Origin of the sequence: Endozoicomonas montiporae CL-33, from assembly GCF_001583435.1 — a bacterium.
Taxonomy (GTDB): Bacteria; Pseudomonadota; Gammaproteobacteria; order Pseudomonadales; family Endozoicomonadaceae; genus Endozoicomonas_A; species Endozoicomonas_A montiporae.
In genome coordinates, this window is the sequence record NZ_CP013251.1 from 1,681,375 (window position 1) to 1,698,274 (window position 16,900).

Annotated in this window: 19 protein-coding genes; 13 read left to right on the top strand and 6 right to left on the bottom strand. The window is 49.6% G+C overall.

Going from position 1 to position 16,900, the window contains the following annotated elements:
• Window positions 1–20: 20 nt before the first annotated feature.
• From EZMO1_RS07565 to EZMO1_RS07585, 5 genes are all read left to right on the top strand, one after another.
• Window positions 21–233 carry a hypothetical protein gene (locus EZMO1_RS07565; protein ID WP_034874349.1) on the top strand — a complete coding sequence of 71 codons (213 nt, stop codon included), beginning with the start codon at window positions 21–23 and terminating at the stop codon, window positions 231–233.
• A gap of 98 nt (window positions 234–331) precedes the next feature.
• Window positions 332–676, top strand: coding sequence for a hypothetical protein (locus tag EZMO1_RS07570; RefSeq protein WP_034874347.1), 345 nt, complete (start codon window positions 332–334; stop codon window positions 674–676).
• A gap of 79 nt (window positions 677–755) precedes the next feature.
• Window positions 756–986 carry a hypothetical protein gene (locus tag EZMO1_RS07575; RefSeq protein WP_034874353.1) on the top strand — a complete coding sequence of 77 codons (231 nt, stop codon included), beginning with the start codon at window positions 756–758 and terminating at the stop codon, window positions 984–986.
• Window positions 987–1,084: 98 nt separating this feature from the next.
• Entirely contained in the window at window positions 1,085–1,429 is a 345-nt protein-coding gene (locus EZMO1_RS07580; protein WP_034874347.1) for a hypothetical protein, read from the top strand.
• Between the two features lie 86 nt (window positions 1,430–1,515).
• The gene (locus EZMO1_RS07585) at window positions 1,516–1,842 is read left to right on the top strand and encodes a hypothetical protein (protein WP_034874345.1); all 327 of its coding nucleotides are present in this window, start codon (window positions 1,516–1,518) and stop codon (window positions 1,840–1,842) included.
• 161 nt (window positions 1,843–2,003) lie between these two features.
• On the opposite strand, the gene EZMO1_RS07590 is transcribed toward EZMO1_RS07585, so the two are convergent.
• Both EZMO1_RS07590 and EZMO1_RS27260 read right to left on the bottom strand, forming a co-directional pair.
• The gene (locus EZMO1_RS07590; protein ID WP_034874343.1) at window positions 2,004–3,242 is read right to left on the bottom strand and encodes a tyrosine-type recombinase/integrase; all 1,239 of its coding nucleotides are present in this window, start codon (window positions 3,240–3,242) and stop codon (window positions 2,004–2,006) included.
• 202 nt (window positions 3,243–3,444) lie between these two features.
• Window positions 3,445–3,624: a hypothetical protein gene (locus tag EZMO1_RS27260; protein ID WP_034874341.1), complete on the bottom strand. Its 180-nt coding sequence runs from the start codon at window positions 3,622–3,624 to the stop codon at window positions 3,445–3,447.
• Between the two features lie 45 nt (window positions 3,625–3,669).
• On the opposite strand from EZMO1_RS27260, the gene EZMO1_RS07600 reads away from it, so the two are divergent.
• A complete protein-coding gene (locus EZMO1_RS07600) occupies window positions 3,670–6,222 on the top strand; it encodes an inositol phosphate phosphatase SopB (RefSeq protein WP_034874339.1) in 2,553 nt (850 codons plus the stop codon).
• A 25-nt stretch (window positions 6,223–6,247) separates the two neighbouring features.
• On the opposite strand, the gene EZMO1_RS07605 is transcribed toward EZMO1_RS07600, so the two are convergent.
• From EZMO1_RS07605 to EZMO1_RS07615, 3 genes are all read right to left on the bottom strand, one after another.
• Window positions 6,248–6,700 carry a potassium channel family protein gene (locus EZMO1_RS07605; RefSeq protein ID WP_034874337.1) on the bottom strand — a complete coding sequence of 151 codons (453 nt, stop codon included), beginning with the start codon at window positions 6,698–6,700 and terminating at the stop codon, window positions 6,248–6,250.
• Between the two features lie 55 nt (window positions 6,701–6,755).
• Window positions 6,756–7,736 carry an octaprenyl diphosphate synthase gene (gene ispB, locus EZMO1_RS07610; protein WP_034874335.1) on the bottom strand — a complete coding sequence of 327 codons (981 nt, stop codon included), beginning with the start codon at window positions 7,734–7,736 and terminating at the stop codon, window positions 6,756–6,758.
• 81 nt (window positions 7,737–7,817) lie between these two features.
• Window positions 7,818–8,669: a GNAT family N-acetyltransferase gene (locus EZMO1_RS07615; protein ID WP_051789683.1), complete on the bottom strand. Its 852-nt coding sequence runs from the start codon at window positions 8,667–8,669 to the stop codon at window positions 7,818–7,820.
• 411 nt (window positions 8,670–9,080) lie between these two features.
• Here EZMO1_RS07615 and rplU point away from each other — a divergent pair, with 411 nt between their 5' ends.
• The 5 genes from rplU to EZMO1_RS07640 all read left to right on the top strand — a co-directional run bounded on the left by rplU (window position 9,081) and on the right by EZMO1_RS07640 (window position 13,679).
• On the top strand, window positions 9,081–9,392 hold the full coding sequence (gene rplU / locus EZMO1_RS07620) for a 50S ribosomal protein L21 (RefSeq protein WP_034874334.1): 312 nt from the start codon (window positions 9,081–9,083) through the stop codon (window positions 9,390–9,392).
• Window positions 9,393–9,542: 150 nt separating this feature from the next.
• Complete coding sequence (gene rpmA / locus EZMO1_RS07625; RefSeq protein ID WP_034874332.1) at window positions 9,543–9,800, top strand: 50S ribosomal protein L27; 258 nt, start codon at window positions 9,543–9,545, stop codon at window positions 9,798–9,800.
• Between the two features lie 277 nt (window positions 9,801–10,077).
• Window positions 10,078–11,289 carry an Obg family GTPase CgtA gene (gene cgtA, locus EZMO1_RS07630; RefSeq protein WP_034874330.1) on the top strand — a complete coding sequence of 404 codons (1,212 nt, stop codon included), beginning with the start codon at window positions 10,078–10,080 and terminating at the stop codon, window positions 11,287–11,289.
• Window positions 11,290–11,370: 81 nt separating this feature from the next.
• The gene (gene proB, locus EZMO1_RS07635) at window positions 11,371–12,498 is read left to right on the top strand and encodes a glutamate 5-kinase (protein ID WP_034875446.1); all 1,128 of its coding nucleotides are present in this window, start codon (window positions 11,371–11,373) and stop codon (window positions 12,496–12,498) included.
• 56 nt (window positions 12,499–12,554) lie between these two features.
• Window positions 12,555–13,679 (top strand): hypothetical protein, encoded by a 1,125-nt coding sequence (locus EZMO1_RS07640; RefSeq protein ID WP_145912524.1) that lies wholly within the window; start codon window positions 12,555–12,557, stop codon window positions 13,677–13,679.
• Between the two features lie 144 nt (window positions 13,680–13,823).
• On the opposite strand, the gene rpsT is transcribed toward EZMO1_RS07640, so the two are convergent.
• The gene (gene rpsT, locus EZMO1_RS07645; RefSeq protein ID WP_034874327.1) at window positions 13,824–14,090 is read right to left on the bottom strand and encodes a 30S ribosomal protein S20; all 267 of its coding nucleotides are present in this window, start codon (window positions 14,088–14,090) and stop codon (window positions 13,824–13,826) included.
• A gap of 298 nt (window positions 14,091–14,388) precedes the next feature.
• Here rpsT and murJ point away from each other — a divergent pair, with 298 nt between their 5' ends.
• Complete coding sequence (gene murJ, locus EZMO1_RS07650; protein WP_082211847.1) at window positions 14,389–15,978, top strand: murein biosynthesis integral membrane protein MurJ; 1,590 nt, start codon at window positions 14,389–14,391, stop codon at window positions 15,976–15,978.
• 630 nt (window positions 15,979–16,608) lie between these two features.
• Complete coding sequence (locus EZMO1_RS26610; protein ID WP_160173990.1) at window positions 16,609–16,767, top strand: hypothetical protein; 159 nt, start codon at window positions 16,609–16,611, stop codon at window positions 16,765–16,767.
• The last annotated feature ends 133 nt before the right edge of the window (window positions 16,768–16,900 follow it).

Below are 16,900 nucleotides of genomic sequence, written 5' to 3' on the forward strand. Positions count from 1 at the left end.
GGACTTAATTAGGGTGAAAAATGAGCAAACTGCTTGGTAAATACGACTACTGGATTGTAGATCAAGACGATGAACTTGTTTGGCAAGGAGAATGTCGGGATCAAGCCAGAGAGGTCATCGACCGCATTATTGATAGGGAAGATGGGTATTACTATCTGTGTGAACGGGACGTGGGAATAATTATGGAAGGTGGCGACCTTGATAAAGAACCGGAACCCATCAGTAGCAACTAACGCCTGCTTCAGCCGCCGCCGAAAGGCGGTCGGGTGAGCGCAGCGAACGAACTGGAAGCATTTGTTATGTGCATGGTACGGAGTAAAGGAGAAGAAAAATGAAATTGGTTGCAGGTACAGATAGAGTACATGATGATTTTTTGCACGAATCTTTATTGAAAGCCTTTGTTTGGGGAGCTGTCGATGAAGGCAAGGCCGTTGGTCAGTTAGTTCTAACTGAAGAACTGGGTATTGATCCTGAATATGATTACCCTCCTGGTTCAATTCTTCCGGGTGTATGTATGTATCAATTTAACTTGGATGAAGTGGTTGAATCTTTCATTGAGCTATATGAAGTTTTGCCCGACGGGAAGTTCCAAGACAAAAACCACGATAAAGCAAAACAGATGATTGCTAATTTAAGAAAGCTGGCAGACGAAGTAGAAACCCGAATAAGCACATAACGCCGTTTTCACCTGCCGCCGAAGGCGGTCTGGTGGAAAACTTTGTTATACGCAAAATGACAAACCCAATGGGGAAAACATGGAAAGAATTGAAGGTAGTGTGCAAGTAAAAGTAATGCCAGGAATGAAAGCAAGAATTAACCCTGAAGAAATTGAAGGAAAGAAGAACAAAGGCAAAGAGTTTGTAATTGCCAGTGAGCCTAGAAACCTTTGCGGAACTATAATTGTCGCATTAGATAATTTAGACGGGAGTCGTTTCAGCCCTGCATATGATTTGTCGATGCTTGAGATAACTGACGCAAGCGTATAACGCCTGCTTCAGCCGCCGCCGAAAGGCGGTCGGGTGAGCGCAGCGAACGAACTGGAAGCATTTGTTATGTGCATGGTACGGAGTAAAGGAGAAGAAAAATGAAATTGGTTGCAGGTACAGATAGAGTACATGATGATTTTTTGCACGAATCTTTATTGAAAGCCTTTGTTTGGGGAGCTGTCGATGAAGGCAAGGCCGTTGGTCAGTTAGTTCTAACTGAAGAACTGGGTATTGATCCTGAATATGATTACCCTCCTGGTTCAATTCTTCCGGGTGTATGTATGTATCAATTTAACTTGGATGAAGTGGTTGAATCTTTCATTGAGCTATATGAAGTTTTGCCCGACGGGAAGTTCCAAGACAAAAACCACGATAAAGCAAAACAGATGATTGCTAATTTAAGAAAGCTGGCAGACGAAGTAGAAACCCGAATAAGCACATAACGCCGTTTTCACCTGCCAGCCGAAGGCTGGTCTGGTGGAAAACTTTGGTAGGTTCACGAATTGCACGAAAAAAAAGGAAAACAAAAATGCCAAAATATAGAAAGAAGCCTGTTGTCGTTGAAGCAAGCCAGTGGTTCAAAAATGGCGACCATCCAAATGACAACTGCCAGATACTTGAAACAGGACAGATATTAACTGAGGGTCATGTGGTTCGGGGCTACCGAACTCCTGATTTAGACGCAGAAGTTGATTGTCAATACTGCAACAACATCATGGAAGTTCACGGCTGGATAGACACAATGGAAGGCGGTCACATTGTCTGCCCTGCCGACTGGATTATTACTGGCATTAAAGGTGAATATTATCCTTGCAAGCCAGACATATTTGAACAAACGTATGAACTCGCTGAGTGAACATACCGCTTAGTAGTTACCCAAGGCAGGAATTACAGTTATTTATCCGTATTTCCTGATCAGGCAACATAACGCCTGCTTCAGCCCATACATGGATAATGCACGTCATTATCCATCAGATATAATCATGGATAAGCAGTCGTAATCCGGAAGGTTATAATTCATTGCCAGATGGGGCGGTCAATGCCATCAATATTTTCTGAAATCTGCATAAGCCTGCACCACCATTTAGAATAAGCCTCGGCCTGTTCATCAATGTATAGGTGTTGGTCATAGGTTTGCCACTCACCTGGGAGCTTATGCCCAAGCATGATCTCGGCAACATGGGGAGCGGTCAGAGTAGACCACTTGGTACGGGCTGTTTTCCTGAGGTCATGTACTGACCAGTGCTCCATTTCAATGTCCTTATTTTTTCTAAGCCACTGCATAATGTTGTATGGAAGGGGTAGGGGTGAGGATTTTCCCATCATTTTGTTAGAGCCACTATTAGTGAACACATAAGAGCTATCCTTGCTTAGCTGTACTGCTTGCTCAATCAATGGCTTTATTTCCGGGATGATGGGACGGATAAGTGGCATTCCCGTACTGGAACCTAATTTGTGATCACTGGGCGGTACAGTCCAGATCATATTATCAAGGTCAAATCCACTCTTCTTGCTCTTTCTAAGCTCACCGTTTCGGCACCCAAAAACGAGACACAGTATCAAGAATAATTTGTTCTTATGGGACATTCTTGATTTGTGAATAGCTTCCCAGACCTGTCTGATCTCACTATCAGAAAGAGAGCGCTTTATAACGCCTTTTTTGATCTGAAGATCAGCTTTAGCGTTAATAGCGGCTAAAGGATTTGTGTCGATAATGTGTCTGGTTACAGCCCAGTTAAGCATCTGTTTGGCGTTTACCAGTATCCGTTCAGCGATGGCCGGAATGGTTTCAACAAGCTTTTCCAGAATATTCAGCCAGTCCATGGTTGTAACTTGCTTGGCTGGAAGGTGTCCGATTTTTGGAAGAATATGGATTTCAAAGGATCGGTTAATTTCGATGTGACTCTGTTTGCTTTTCTTGCAGTAGCTTTTGTACCAGAGGCGGTAGAGATTCTCCAAAGTGGTTGCGGTAATGATCGCTTGTTTCTCTAACTGTCGTACCACTGCGGGATCGTGACCTTGTTCCAGCTTTCTCCTGAGCCGAGTATTTTCCTCTCTGGCTTCCTTTAAAGTGATTAAGGGGTAACTGCCAATATCCAAGCGCTTAGGTTTACCTGCATAGCGATATCGTATTTGAAAGACAATTTTCCCTTGCGGCGTCACCCGTACACTCAGCCCGTCTCTGTCTGCGACTTCGTCCCGCTTGTCTCTTTTCTTGCCGTTATTGGCTTTAAGCCAGGTGTCCGTGATAGCCATGTACATACTCCTGATGTGTACATATTTATTTTTTTCTTAAAATCACTCATTTATGTACACTGCTGTGTACACAATAATCATAGCTTGGCTTGGTTTTAGATGCTTTGGGTTGCGTCAATCGAATGGTCAGATTAGAGGCTTTTTGCCTGTTTTTCTAGGCTTAAATGCATTTTGTTGAACTGTGGTGCTGTTTAGGTGGTTGTCAGGGTGGGAGATGATTGCGAAAGTACGGCGATTTGCCACTTCCTGAGCCAGTGCGCTCATTGATACCTGCCAAGAATACTCGAAAAAAACTGGCTGCATTATATAGGCTCTGGCGGCTAAAACCAGTGATCTGTTTTGAACGATCCATTTCAGGCAGGCTGTTTTCTTCAATACTCACGCCGATAAGCTGTTTAATTAAAGTGAGTAAAGATAACGCATATCCATGGACAATCTTCAGAGATTGCTATCCCCCGCGGTCAGTGGTGTGCCCGACCAGACTGAAATTCAGCCTGCCCCGTCTGGTGTCTGGCTGGGGCGTGACGTCCGGCCTTTACCTCTGGGACGGGAGCTTGGGCTCAGGGAAGGAGAGGTGATTGCAACGGAAAGAGTCACCGGTCTGATTGAAGAGCGTTATGGTCCTTATGTGAAACGTGAGATTGACCAGTATCTTGGGGGTATAAAAACGCTGGATGAGCGCGATGTCGTGGTGGTGGATAAGCAGGCCAGAAAGATATTTCGCTCGATCAGGGAAGACAACCGGGAGATGGTGAAATCTCAGGTGGATGCCCGGCAAGTTGGCACCATATTTGAACATTTACAGATCGATTTTGAAGGCGCGCAGCCTGACGAGCCAGGAGTCAGTTGGAACTATCTGCCTGAACATGAACAGCAGTTTATGCTTGAGTCGGTCCAGACAAGAATGCTCTCCAGTCAGAGTATGCTGACGTTTAATGAGATTCCGGGTGAGGTTGCAGAGCATATTGAGTCTCATCAAACACTGTTTTCTGCTTCAGCTCCCCGGGTTTCTGACTTTCTCGAAGATCATATGGAGCTCAGGACACCGGTTAAGCCCGGAGATCTGAGGAGGTTGGGAGAAGGGTTGTATTACGACTTTGAATCTCCCCAGGTCAGTCGTCGCGGATTGGGGCTTATGCGTAACGTCGATATTTTCACTAATCGAACGGCAAGAATGCTTTATAACTCCCCCCTGGAAATCATGTCCGAAAAGCCTCTGGGTATACAGATATTGGAAGCGAGGGCGCACGCGAGGGATCTGATGCGAGGGCTGTCAGCCGTCAGCAAGTACGGTGAACACCTCCCCAGCGCTTTAGAGGATGCAATGATAAAGGATTTGCGCAGTCAGTTTTATGCCACACTTGACCATATTCATCAGTTGGGTGTGATGGAAGCGAACAACCCGCTCAGTCATAGTCACTGGCAAAAATGCAAACAGGATGAACTGGTTGCCGCTCTGGATGTGCTATTTACTGAAGAACGTAAACTCGGGAAAAAATTTGGTGCGGATACAGGCGAAATAAAAGGCTCCAAAGCTCGTTTTTACAACCGGATTCATGATTTGACTGACGAGTTTGCCGATCTGGCAGAGAAGGTTGAGGGCGATGAGGATGGTGATTTGCTGCCCAGTGGTATGAGATCGGGAAGATTGGGGCTTGAAACTCTGGGCAATCATCCTGTACAGGATGCCGAGCGTTATGCCCGCCTTATTATCCGGCGCCTGAAAAGTATTGGGATAAAAAAGGCCGAGAAAAAGCTCAGTGAAGCCCGGACGCGCAGAATGGCCAATGTTCAGTGGGAGACGGTTGAAACACGGTTGGAGCCCCGTATCAACAACAGAACATTGAATCTGAAAAGCAGGATTATCCCGGCGGCTAAATTTCAGGTGCATATGGGGCGTCCGGGGAATGTTGATATTTTTCCTGCCCACCTGCACGGTAAGGGTAAACCTTCTTCAAAAAGGGACGAAGCAGACAACGCCGTTAATTTGGGGGAAACGCAGCTGTTGGTTGAGCAGGGCGGTAAATCGAAGAGCCTGTTCAGAGGACTGCGTTCCGGTACATTCATGGCCTTTGGCATATCAAATAAAAAAAAGCGTGAGCAGGCCAATGATGCCCGGTGTTATGATTTGGCGATTGCCAGTCTGAAGCAGGTTCTGGACGATGATCCGGGGGTGCTGAACCATCAGCCTGTTCCCGTGAAGCTGTCAACACTTCAGCTTCTTACCCCGGATAGAGGGCGGCACTATTCTCATATCCACGATGATGAACTGAAAATGCAGCGTGAGCAGATGGAAGCGCTGCATCGGTTAAAAGACAGACTGGATGACGGTGAGCCGCTCGTGTTTGCCGACAGCAGTGGGCGCCTTCATGAGGTTGATGTAGAGTTCGACTTTGCGGCTACCAATTTTGGTGTGAATAATCTGGCGCTGGAGAAAAAGTGGCGATTTACAGGCCCGTGGGGAGCGGTCAGGGATGCCAACCGGGAAGGGTTGGAGAAGTTGATGGGGGGCGTTGAACCGGGGGATGAGGTTGGCGGCTGGGCACAGGACTTTTTAAATGGACCGGCCTCTGAAAAAGACAAGGAAATTGTGATGCAGTTAATCGAGCAGATTCGTGACCTTTATGAGTCAGAAGACTACAAGAATGAAGGCGAAGACGCCTATAAAATGGTTGCCCGGGTGTTGCTGCTGTCTTACAAACTGGGTCTGATTACGCATTTCAACTGCAAAAGCGGTAAAGATCGCACCGGTGAAGCTGATGCCGCTGCAAAACGTCTGGCAGCGGAAGTAGAAGCACTGGGCTATGTGCCTGATCCAAGGCAGGTGGCCAGTCAGGAGGAGCGAACGCTATCCCAACTGTTTGCCCTGGAAACCGGAAATGTACGCTGGCAGCAGATGAATATTAACCGTCCGGGGTATAAAACCACCACGGGTATTAAACGACTGGGTAAGAAACTGTTCAGAATGATTCATGTCTGAATCTCTTTGCGTCTCGGATAGCCTGCTAGTCATCGGTCAGGTTGAAATCCTGCTTCCAGATAGTTTGTATGACCATAAACAGCATGGCTGTGCTCCAGCCGGAAAGAATAATGCCATTAATCGACTGAATGCCCGTAAGAAGACGTGTATCTCCGGCCAGAACAATATCGCCATAACCCAGTGTCGTGAATGTCACCATGGAGAAGTAAATCGCATCCGGCCATGAGAGAATCTCTTCGACCTCCGGTAACACATAGTAAGCGGCTGCCCAGACAATGATTTCTGCAAGATGCAAGAACAGAACAATCAATGTGGTGACGGTCAGAATGACCAGATGGGATTTCATAGAGGCCAGTAGTCGCGGGCTGGATTGATGCAACTTCTGCAGGCCTTTTAGCCATAGAGTTGTGCCGACTGCGTGAATCAGAACGGTGATCGTCACCATTAGTGAACCGTACAGGGACGCTTGCAGTAACATAGAATTTCTTTCCCGGAGCTTTATCGAAAAAGCCCCGGTGAATAAGGTGAATGAATCAGTAGGTGCGGGCGACGGCGAAGCGAGCCAGATCTTCCATGGCTGAGCGATAGGGCGATTCTGGCAGGGCTGACAGGCTGGCTATGGCCTTCTGAGCCTGCTCTTGCGCTCGCTGGGCGGTGTAGCCCAGAGCGCCACAGTCGCGCACGGCAGTCATGATCGCTTTCATATTATCCAGACCATTGCCTTCTTCGATGGCCTGGCGTACCAGTTCTTTTTGTTCCGGTTTGCCTTCTGACAGGGTGAAAATCAGCGGCAGGGTGGGTTTGCCTTCGGCCAGATCGTCGCCCAGATTCTTACCCATGGCTTCAGCATCGCCGTCGTAATCCAGCAAATCATCGACCAGCTGAAAAGCCATACCAAGATGATTGCCGTAATCGCACAGAGCCTGTTCGGTTTTTCTGTCCTGACCGGACAGGATGGCGGCCGTATGAGTGGAGGCCTCAAACAACATGGCGGTTTTGCAGCGAATCACTTCCATATACTGGGCTTCGGTGACGCTGGAATCGTTGATGTTCATCAGCTGCATCACTTCGCCTTCAGCAATCACATTGGTGGCATTGGCCAGAACGTTAAGCAGCCGCATGTTCTCGAGCCCCACCATCATCTGGAAAGCTCTCGAGTAGAGAAAATCGCCCACCAGAACACTGGGTGCGTTACCCCAGAGTGCATTGGCGGTATCACGACCGCGGCGTAGGTCTGACTGATCAACTACGTCATCGTGCAGCAGGGTGGCGGTGTGCAGGAATTCGATAATGGCAGCCAGCGGAATGTGGTGCTTGCCTTTGTAGCCACAGGCATTGGCCGTCAGCAGCACCAGCAGGGGGCGCAGGCGCTTGCCGCCAGACTGGATGATGTACTGGCCGATTTTGCTGACCAGTGCGACATCGGAATGCAGCTGTTCACGAATGCACTGGTCTACCAGGGCGAAGTCGTCACGGACAACAGCTTGGAATGAGGGTTGTTTGCGATCAGGCATAGGGTTGCTGCAGAAGCTTTAAATGGCTGCATCCTATGGAGTGCGTGTACTTCTGTCAATAGCCGCTGGAGAGATAGCGGCTTATCCGGATTCCAGAGAGGTCAGGGCGTACAAGCGTGGGTAGTCGAGGTCAGGCTCATACCCGCGATACATTCTGGCGCAAAGAAAGTCGATGGGCTGGCCTCCAAAACTGTGTACCAGATGACGGGCATGGGGGTTGGTTTCCGGTATGTCGCAGAATACGGGTTGTCCAAGGCTGTGCTGTAGCAGTGCCTGCATCAGATGCTCGGCGATCACGGGCGTATCGGCAAACAGCGGGCCGATTCGGTAACCGGTCATGCAGGGACGCAAAACGCCAAAGCCTTTAATATGGCAGTGGTCACGAAAACAGAAAGCGCTGGATCCGGGCTGTGTGACCCAGGCTTTCAGAAGTGCCTTGCGCTTGCAGGGAAACAGGTTTTTTTCATATTCGAGCAGCTCCAGTAGCCGGACGTTTTTCAAATTGATGACGTTGGGGTGAAGTTTGTCCGGAGCGTGCTGCCAGTTGATCTCAAAGCGCTGGTTGAAGTAGGCCGTTCGAAAGCCGACAGAGCGATATATTGCCTGATTTTCAGGTGCAGCGTCCAGAGAGATGTTGCGATAGCCCGCGATATTGAGCCGCCTGCGAGTCATTAACAGGCCAAAACCTTGCCCGCGATACTCTGGTTTGACAAGGTAGTTGCCAAAACAGGCGTATCTGGGGCTGTGTTTAAATACAGAGGACACACCGACAAGCTCATTGTCCTTCTTGACTCCAATCAAGCCCGTAGGAAAAGCTTTGTAGAACGTCTCGGCATCATGGAGGCCGGGGTTCCAGCCCGCTTCAGCAATCCATTGATACATGATACGAGCTTCGGTTTGGTCCAGAATGTCGATCTTGACATTTCTCTGCATGGCTGTGCCTCATCATTATGTGTTTGCATTTATATAGCTCAGAAAATGCGAGATGTCTGAACGCGATCGCTTGCTCCATCAAGAGGTAAGGGCTTGATAAACAGGTCATTAGTGCCTGTACCTATAAGGACCGAGTCAATTAATAACTAAGAGAATAGACAAACCTACTTGCCAGATGGGCTGGCATTTCTTAAAATTTGCGCCCCTATCTGAGAATCCGGTGCGGTGTGCCATTTTGTTATGAATCTCAAACCCTGTTTTAAACAGCAGTTTTGAGGTTTATGAGGTGCCGCTCTTGTGAAGTGATTTTTAGGTAGCTAATGAAAATTCCGCCAGAGCTTTTGTTTCTTAGCGATGGTTCTTGAGCGGATGCCTTTGACAAAGAGGCTTACAGGATTTTCGGAGATTAATATGTACGCTGTTATCAAGACCGGCGGCAAGCAGTATCGCGTTGCTGAAGGTACCACCCTTAAAGTAGAAAAGCTGGACGTAGCTGCTGGCGAGAACGTTGAAATTACTGACGTTCTGCTGATCGCTAACGGTGAAGAGCTGAAAGTTGGCGCGCCAGTGATCGAAGGTGCCAAGGTGACTGCTGAAGTCGTTGCTCACGGTCGTGGTCCAAAGATCAAGATCATCAAGTTCAAGCGTCGTAAGCACCACCGCAAGCAGATGGGCCACCGTCAGTGGTTCACTGAACTGAAGGTTTCCAGCATCGCTGGTTAATTTCGGTTTTATAACGCTGATGGGTTAGATTTAACTCATTTTATGTTTAGCAGCCATGAGCGTAAAATTCAGTGTACTGAATTTTCATGGTGATAAGGTGAGTGTCTGGTTTGGTCGCTGGCCACTTCACCGGGTTAAAAGGAGAGCATAATGGCTCACAAAAAAGCTGGCGGTTCTACCCGTAACGGTCGCGATTCAGAAAGTAAACGCCTTGGTGTCAAGCGCTACGGTGGTCAGGCAGTAATCGCAGGTAACATCCTGGTTCGTCAGCGCGGTACTCGTTTCCACGCTGGTGAAAACGTTGGTATTGGCAAGGATCACACCCTGTTCGCCAAGGCTGACGGCAAGGTAGTATTTGAGGTTAAAGGTCCTCAGAAGCGTAAGTACGTTCGTATCGAAGCTGCTTAATCGCTACTGCTTTTTACCGGATGCCCTGACTGATTCAGCAGTGGCTATCCGGTAAACAGAAAGCCCCGCTTTAATGCGGGGCTTTCTCGTATCTGAGATATATTTAGTCAGTTGCAATAAATATTGCATAAATGCAGCGAAATAAAGGTCTGATGCTTTGATGGTTCTGATGAGCTCTGATGAACTCTGATAAAAAGGTGTCTGGAGATAAGTTTTTCGAAACGAAGAATTTATGTGCAGGCATTGCCATTGGAGCGAATGCTGCAGGAGGTTGTGAATGAAGTTTGTCGATGAAGCCACTATCTGGGTTCAGGCAGGTAAGGGCGGAAACGGTTGTCTGAGTTTCCGTCGGGAAAAATACATCGCCAAGGGTGGTCCTGATGGCGGTGATGGTGGTGACGGCGGCAGCGTTTATGTGGAAGCCAGAGATGACCTGAATACGCTGGTGGACTATCGCTATACCCGCCGTTATCAGGCAGAAGCCGGTGCACCAGGACGTGGTCGGAATTGTTCCGGTAAAAAAGGTGAAGACATTATTCTGCCGGTGCCGGTGGGTACAACGGTAGTGGATGACGACACCGAAGAAGTCATTGGTGACCTGATGGAAACCGGTCAGCGCATCATGGTGTCGCACGGTGGCTGGCACGGTCTGGGTAATACCCGTTTCAAATCCAGTGTTAACCGTGCACCCCGCCAGACAACACCTGGTTCTGAAGGCGAAGCGCGTAACCTGCGCTTTGAGCTGAAGGTGATTGCGGATGTGGGTCTGCTGGGTATGCCTAATGCGGGTAAGTCTACTTTTATCCGTTCTGTGTCCCATGCCAAGCCCAAGGTGGCGAACTATCCGTTTACCACGCTGGTGCCTAACCTGGGTGTGGTGAGTGTAGAAAAGCATCGCAGCTTTGTGGTGGCGGATATTCCGGGTCTGATTGAAGGCGCGGCTGAAGGTGCTGGTCTGGGCATTCGCTTCCTGAAGCATTTGTCCCGCTGTCGAGTGTTGCTGCACCTTGTTGATGTAGCACCCTTTGATGAGACCGATCCGGTAGAAACGGCTAAAGCGATTGTGAAAGAGCTGGAAAACTTCAGCCCGGCTCTGGCTGAACGTGAACGCTGGTTGGTGTTGAATAAGGTAGACTTGCTGCCGGAAGACGAGCGCGAAGTGGTGTGCGAACGTATCGTTAAGGAACTGAACTGGGAAGGTCGTGTATACCGCACTGCGGCGATTGCCGGGCAGGGTACCGATCTGCTGTGTCAGGAATTGATGACCTACATCGAAGAGCGTAATCAGGAAGAAGCGCAGGACGACAGTATTGCGGCTCAGGAAGAAGAGCATCGTATCAAGATGGAAGAAGAAGCCCGTAGTCGTATGCGTGAAGTGGCAGAAGAACGTCGTCAAAAGCGTCTGGCTCAGAAAATGGCTCAGTTTGAAGACGAAGATGACGATGACTTTGATGGAGAGGATGATGTAGAGGTATTCTACGCCCCTTAATTGTTTTTATAATGACCGCCCTGAACAGGGCGGTTTTTGCATCTGATTGAAAATAACACTCATGCAGTTGAAGGAGAAAGAATGAGTGAGCGAGGCAGGTTGAGTTCGGCAAAACGCTGGGTCATAAAAATTGGCAGTGCTTTGTTGACCGACGAAGGTCGTGGTCTTGATGTTGAGCGCATTGATAACTGGGTGACCCAGATGTGTCGTCTGAGACGTGCAGGCATCGAGATCGTTCTGGTTTCATCCGGAGCGGTGGCTGCCGGTATGGAGAAACTGGGGCTGGATGAGCGACCGTCTGCCTTGAATGAGCTTCAGGCCGCCGCTGCGGTAGGGCAGGCAAGACTGGTGCAGGTCTGGGAAGAGAGTTTCCAGAAACACGGTTTTCAACCCGCGCAGATATTGCTGACCCATGCGGATCACAGTAATCGTCAGCGTTATCTGAATGCCCGCAGCACTCTGAATACCCTGCTGGATATGGGGGTGGTGCCGGTGGTCAATGAAAACGATACGGTGGCCACTGAAGAGGTGCGTTTCGGCGATAATGATACGCTGGGTGCTCTGGTGACCAATCTGGTGGAAGCCGATATGCTGGTGCTGATGACCGACCAGGATGGTCTGTTTACAGCCGATCCACGCAAAGACCCGACAGCACAGCTGATGGATAATGTCCGGGCTCAGGACAAACGTCTGGATGCTATGGCCGGTGGCGGCAGCGGCCGTCTGGGACGGGGCGGTATGCAAACCAAGTTGCGCGCAGCTCGTCAGGCTGCGGCATCCGGTGCGGCAACGGTGATTGTTGGTGGACGGATGGAATCTGTGCTTGAGCGACTTTATGCTGAGGAAGCACTGGGTACCTTGTTGTTGCCGGATCACGAGCGTATGGCAGCTCGCAAGCAATGGTTGCAGGGCCATATGCAGACATCGGGTGAACTGGTTCTGGATGCTGGCGCAGTGGATGTGCTGGTGACTAAAGGCAAGAGCCTGTTGCCAGTTGGTGTTCGTGAAGTACGCGGGGCGTTTCAGCGAGGTGAGATGGTGTCTTGTCTGGATGAGTCCGGTCAAGAAGTCGCGCGCGGGTTGATTAATTACGGCGACAAGGATGCCCGAAAAATTATTGGCAAACCCAGCGAGCTGATTGGTAATCTGCTAGGCTATTCCGGCGAACCTGAGTTGTTGCACAGGAATAATATGGTTCTGGCTGGATGAATACTGTTTAATCACCCATGTTCAGCTGTCAGAGTTTTTGGTAGGGCACTACCGGCATGCATTTGATTCAAGCGATTAATGTTCGTCTAAGAAGAGTCAGGCTTGTTATGGTTGGTCTGGTTTTGTCTTTTTCTCTGATGCAACTGGCTTTTGCCAGGCCGGTTAAGTTTGCAGACTATTATCGAATGGTGTTTAACGGACAGGACGTGGGCCATTTGAGCCGGTTCGTTAGCCCTGCTGGAGAAGCTGAAAATAGACATACCGAGATCTACCTTACATTGCAGTTGAACCAACCCCCCGATTTTAATCCTCAAGCCTCCCCTTTGCCTTCTTCGGCCACTCTTCTGGAACACATACAAAGAATGGTTGCGGAGAATAATGTGGAACACATACAAAGAATGGTTGCGGAGAATAATGCGCATTTACCTCGGATGCCCTGTGTCTTAACGCTGATAGAGCAATCATTGATTATTGAGCTTGGTCATCCTCCTGATCTGGACTGTCTTATCTGGCAGGTAAACCTCAATAACCCTGCCAACTTGCGGCGGTCGGCAATACTAGAAAATGGTAATGTTGTTGAGCGGCAGATTGTTGAGCATCAAGGTGCCTGTCAAGCTGGCCCAAGTGTCGAAGTGGATGAAGCGCTTCGGCAGGATGTGCCTCTGACGTTATTGGGTGGTCTCAAGGATATGGCTTTAAGAGTAGCGCCACAGGCACAGGCGACTATTGAGCATGTCTATATCTTTGGTGCAACAATGGAGTATGTGTTTGAGCGTCTCATGGCGTGGCAGCGGCAGGGCAGGTCCCGAACGTTAGAAAATCCCGGATTATTTTTGTTTATCAATCCGTTCACTGCTTCTGTTAACCGGTCAAGTAATATCCCAAGTATTCAAGCATCTTCACAAATTCTGCGATACGATCCGCTGACCAATACCATTTTTCAGGAAGAGCATAAGGGCGATCCCCATCCGTCTCATGAACGCTGGGAGTATCAGCTGAATAAAGCCGGGGATCAGGTAATAAAGATCACGTTTGTCAGGGAAGAGCCTGACGGGGAAAATAATTACTCCTTCACCTTTTCTTCTGAGCCGGAGTCCAATGAAGCTGCAGGTCAGGCGGGCAGGGTCTCTAATTCATCAAACGAAGATCCTGACGAAGATGATGGTCATGTTAAACAATAGTTGTTAAGGGTACGTGAACTTGTGCTGAAATACGGTAGACGGCAATGAGTGCCCTGGCGGGTGGTGCTTATGGCGAGATTGATGCAGTAAGACGGAGTAAGAGGACCCCATCTTACCGGATTATTCTGAGCAGAATCTCAGAAATTACGCAGTCAGGGCTTTAACCTGGGCGTTCAGGCGGCTCTTGTGACGAGCGGCCTTGTTCTTGTGGATAATACCTTTGTCGGCCATACGGTCGATAACAGGTACAGCCGCAGCGTATTCAGCTTTAGCCAGTTCAACGTCTTTAGCTTCGATAGCACGTACTACTTTCTTGATGGAAGTACGAACCATGGAACGCAGGGAAGCGTTGTGGGTACGACGCTGTTCAGCCTGACGGGCGCGCTTTTTAGCAGATGGAGAGTTAGCCATTCTGGTGCTCCTAAAATCGAATGTGTGTACTGTATTCAATTGCAGGGCGGCTTCGGGCACCCTGTGATTGGAGTATGGAGTTGCCGCAGTTACTGAAGAGTTGCTCCCGGGCAAGAGAACCATTCAGTGCCATACCCATACAGTCAAGTCGCGGAATCATGCCGTGTTCAGACTATATTGTCAATACGGCGTCCTGCCTGCGCTTGACTGTAGTGTCCCCATCCCGCCATCATCTGGTGTAAGGTGCTCGTTATCGTTAATATCGACGCCTTTTCTGAAGCCGGAATTGAGCCCCTGAATGTCTGAACAACCTTCTGATAACGATGAAAACACTGATAAAGGTGTCAAAAAGCCCCGTTCTCACAGTTTACTGAGATCCAGTCTGGTGGTCGGCGTTATGACCATGCTGTCCCGGGTGCTGGGACTGATCAGGGATGTGGTGGTCGCCGGATATTTTGGCTCATCCATGGCGGCTGATGCGTTCTTTGTGGCGTTCAAAATCCCCAATTTTCTGCGGCGACTGTTTGCCGAAGGCGCTTTTTCCCAGGCATTTGTGCCGGTGTTGTCGGAATATCGCACCAAAAAGCCGTTTGATGAGGTGCAGGTTCTGGTCAGTCGGGTCAGCGGGACACTGGCTGGCACATTGCTTATGGTGACGGTGCTGTGCATGCTGGGCTCGCCTCTGTTGATCAGGTTGTTTGCCCCCGGCTTTATGGATGAGCCGGAAAAACTGGCATTGGCTGGCAGCATGTTACGAATCACCTTTCCTTATTTGTTGCTGATCTCCCTAACGGCACTGGCCGGTGGTATTCTCAACAGCTTCAGCCGGTTTGTGGTGCCTGCTTTTACGCCGGTATTGCTGAATCTCAGCCTGATTGGCTCTACTTTATTATTAACGCCTTACTTTGCCGAGCCGGTGATGGCGCTGGCCTGGGGTGTGGTGATTGCCGGTGTATCCCAGCTGTTGCTGCAGCTGCCTTTCCTGATGCAGATCCGGCTGTTGCCGATGCCCCGCTGGGATCGCCAGCACGAAGGCGTTCGACGCATCATGAAACTGATGATTCCTGCCCTGTTTGGTGTTTCGGTCAGTCAGATTAACTTGTTGTTGGACACGGTTCTGGCGTCTTTTCTGGAAACAGGCAGTGTGTCCTGGCTGTATTATTCCGACCGATTGTCGGAACTGCCACTGGGTGTTTTTGGTATTGCCATTGCCACGGTGATTCTGCCCAGTCTGTCCCGTAAACACGCTGATGATTCCAAAGACCAGTTTTCCAAAACGCTGGACTGGGCGCTTCGTCTGGTGCTGCTGATTGGTATTCCTGCGGGATTGGCTCTGTTTATTCTGGCAGAGCCGCTCATTGCCACCCTGTTCCACTACGGCGAAATGCAGGATCGGGATGTCATTATGGCGGGTATGAGTCTACAGGCCTATTCGCTGGGGCTGGTGGCCTTTATGTTGATTAAGGTATTGGCACCGGGGTATTTCGCCCGTCAAGACACAAAAACACCGGTGCAGATTGCCATCAAGGCTATGGTCGCCAATATGGTGTTTAACCTGATGCTGGTGTTCTGGTTGCAGCATGTAGGGCTGGCATTGGCAACGGCGATGTCGGCCTTTTTGAATGCCGGTTTGTTATTCCTTGGTTTGAAGAAAACCGGCGTATTTAAGCCGCAGGCAGGCTGGAGGCTTTATGCACTGCGCCTGTTGTTTGCCAATGCAGTGATGGCGGCTGTGCTGATGTTGATGGAAGGTGATGTACAGTTATGGCTCGACTGGTCACTGTGGCAGCGAGTCAGTCAGATGTCGTTAACCGTAATAGCAGGACTGGCTGCCTATGGGCTAAGTTTGCTGGTGGCCGGTATTCGACCTGCGCAGTTCAGGCATTGATTGTTCTTCTGGCAAAGGGATTTGCCAGCATCGTAGGCCCGAGCGTATTACTCGTCCTGCTCTTTGTCAGCAATTCCCGACGAATTAATGCGAAGCCTTGGGTCTAATTCCCCGCAGCTTGCTGCGAACTACTCAAGAGCTAACTTGATACCCCGGAGCTTGCTCCGGGGTAGTTCATGTGTGCCGAGCATGTTGCACAGCTTGGGGGTGAAAGTCCCCTGCCCAGCCAGATGAGGGCGAAGGGCTAGCGAAGCACAAGGTTTGTATCGCGAGGTGCAGACTGAAGGCAGTGTGGAGCAAAACTGCGAGCTGACGAATAGAAATCGGATATGAGGCTGTCTGCGTGAGGACGAGTCAGCATGTGATGACGAAGTCCCATACTCATCCGGACACTCGGACAGTAAATCCGGCAGTTGTGCAGGGAAGGCGGTGTAACTTACCTCGGGAGGTCTGTCTGGTGTCTGATATTTCAGACTGAGGTCATCGTAAGATGTCCTGATCGCCATACAGAAGTCAGCAGACGGCATAGTAGCTGGCGAAGTCAGTGAAGGCCTGAACGGTTAGAGCGGTGATTAGTTTCTGTTTCTCGATATATCGGACGCAGACAAAGGCCAGCAAACACTGGTGCTCATGCCAAGCGGTGACGGCGGAACCGAAAGCTGCAAGGTCATAAGAGCTGAGACTATATCGGCATTACAGGATTACAAAAGCCCGGCGGGTGGTGTGAGTCATATGTCTTGTATCACTGACCCTTCCATTGTCATGTTTGTGCTGATGGTAGACGCTTAACTAACCGAAACGCCCAGTACGGACCCGTACGCTGGGTGTTGTGGGAGGAGTGGAGCCGCGAGGCTCCACCCTATCCCGATTTCAGCCCAACAGTACCAAGGTCTGAGAAGGACCCATAAAAAAGCAAATTCCT

Coding starts and splice junctions, on each gene's coding strand:
- EZMO1_RS07565 (WP_034874349.1), top strand. CDS start 21: ATGAGCAAACTGCTTGGTAAATACGACTACTGGATTGTAGATCAAGAC.
- rpsT (WP_034874327.1), bottom strand. CDS start 14,090: ATGGCTAACTCTCCATCTGCTAAAAAGCGCGCCCGTCAGGCTGAACAG.
- EZMO1_RS07585 (WP_034874345.1), top strand. CDS start 1,516: ATGCCAAAATATAGAAAGAAGCCTGTTGTCGTTGAAGCAAGCCAGTGG.
- EZMO1_RS07590 (WP_034874343.1), bottom strand. CDS start 3,242: ATGGCTATCACGGACACCTGGCTTAAAGCCAATAACGGCAAGAAAAGA.
- EZMO1_RS07575 (WP_034874353.1), top strand. CDS start 756: ATGGAAAGAATTGAAGGTAGTGTGCAAGTAAAAGTAATGCCAGGAATG.
- cgtA (WP_034874330.1), top strand. CDS start 10,078: ATGAAGTTTGTCGATGAAGCCACTATCTGGGTTCAGGCAGGTAAGGGC.
- EZMO1_RS07580 (WP_034874347.1), top strand. CDS start 1,085: ATGAAATTGGTTGCAGGTACAGATAGAGTACATGATGATTTTTTGCAC.
- rplU (WP_034874334.1), top strand. CDS start 9,081: ATGTACGCTGTTATCAAGACCGGCGGCAAGCAGTATCGCGTTGCTGAA.
- EZMO1_RS07605 (WP_034874337.1), bottom strand. CDS start 6,700: ATGTTACTGCAAGCGTCCCTGTACGGTTCACTAATGGTGACGATCACC.
- proB (WP_034875446.1), top strand. CDS start 11,371: ATGAGTGAGCGAGGCAGGTTGAGTTCGGCAAAACGCTGGGTCATAAAA.
- EZMO1_RS26610 (WP_160173990.1), top strand. CDS start 16,609: ATGCCAAGCGGTGACGGCGGAACCGAAAGCTGCAAGGTCATAAGAGCT.
- EZMO1_RS07640 (WP_145912524.1), top strand. CDS start 12,555: ATGCATTTGATTCAAGCGATTAATGTTCGTCTAAGAAGAGTCAGGCTT.
- EZMO1_RS07615 (WP_051789683.1), bottom strand. CDS start 8,669: ATGCAGAGAAATGTCAAGATCGACATTCTGGACCAAACCGAAGCTCGT.
- EZMO1_RS07570 (WP_034874347.1), top strand. CDS start 332: ATGAAATTGGTTGCAGGTACAGATAGAGTACATGATGATTTTTTGCAC.
- rpmA (WP_034874332.1), top strand. CDS start 9,543: ATGGCTCACAAAAAAGCTGGCGGTTCTACCCGTAACGGTCGCGATTCA.
- murJ (WP_082211847.1), top strand. CDS start 14,389: ATGTCTGAACAACCTTCTGATAACGATGAAAACACTGATAAAGGTGTC.
- EZMO1_RS07600 (WP_034874339.1), top strand. CDS start 3,670: ATGGACAATCTTCAGAGATTGCTATCCCCCGCGGTCAGTGGTGTGCCC.
- ispB (WP_034874335.1), bottom strand. CDS start 7,736: ATGCCTGATCGCAAACAACCCTCATTCCAAGCTGTTGTCCGTGACGAC.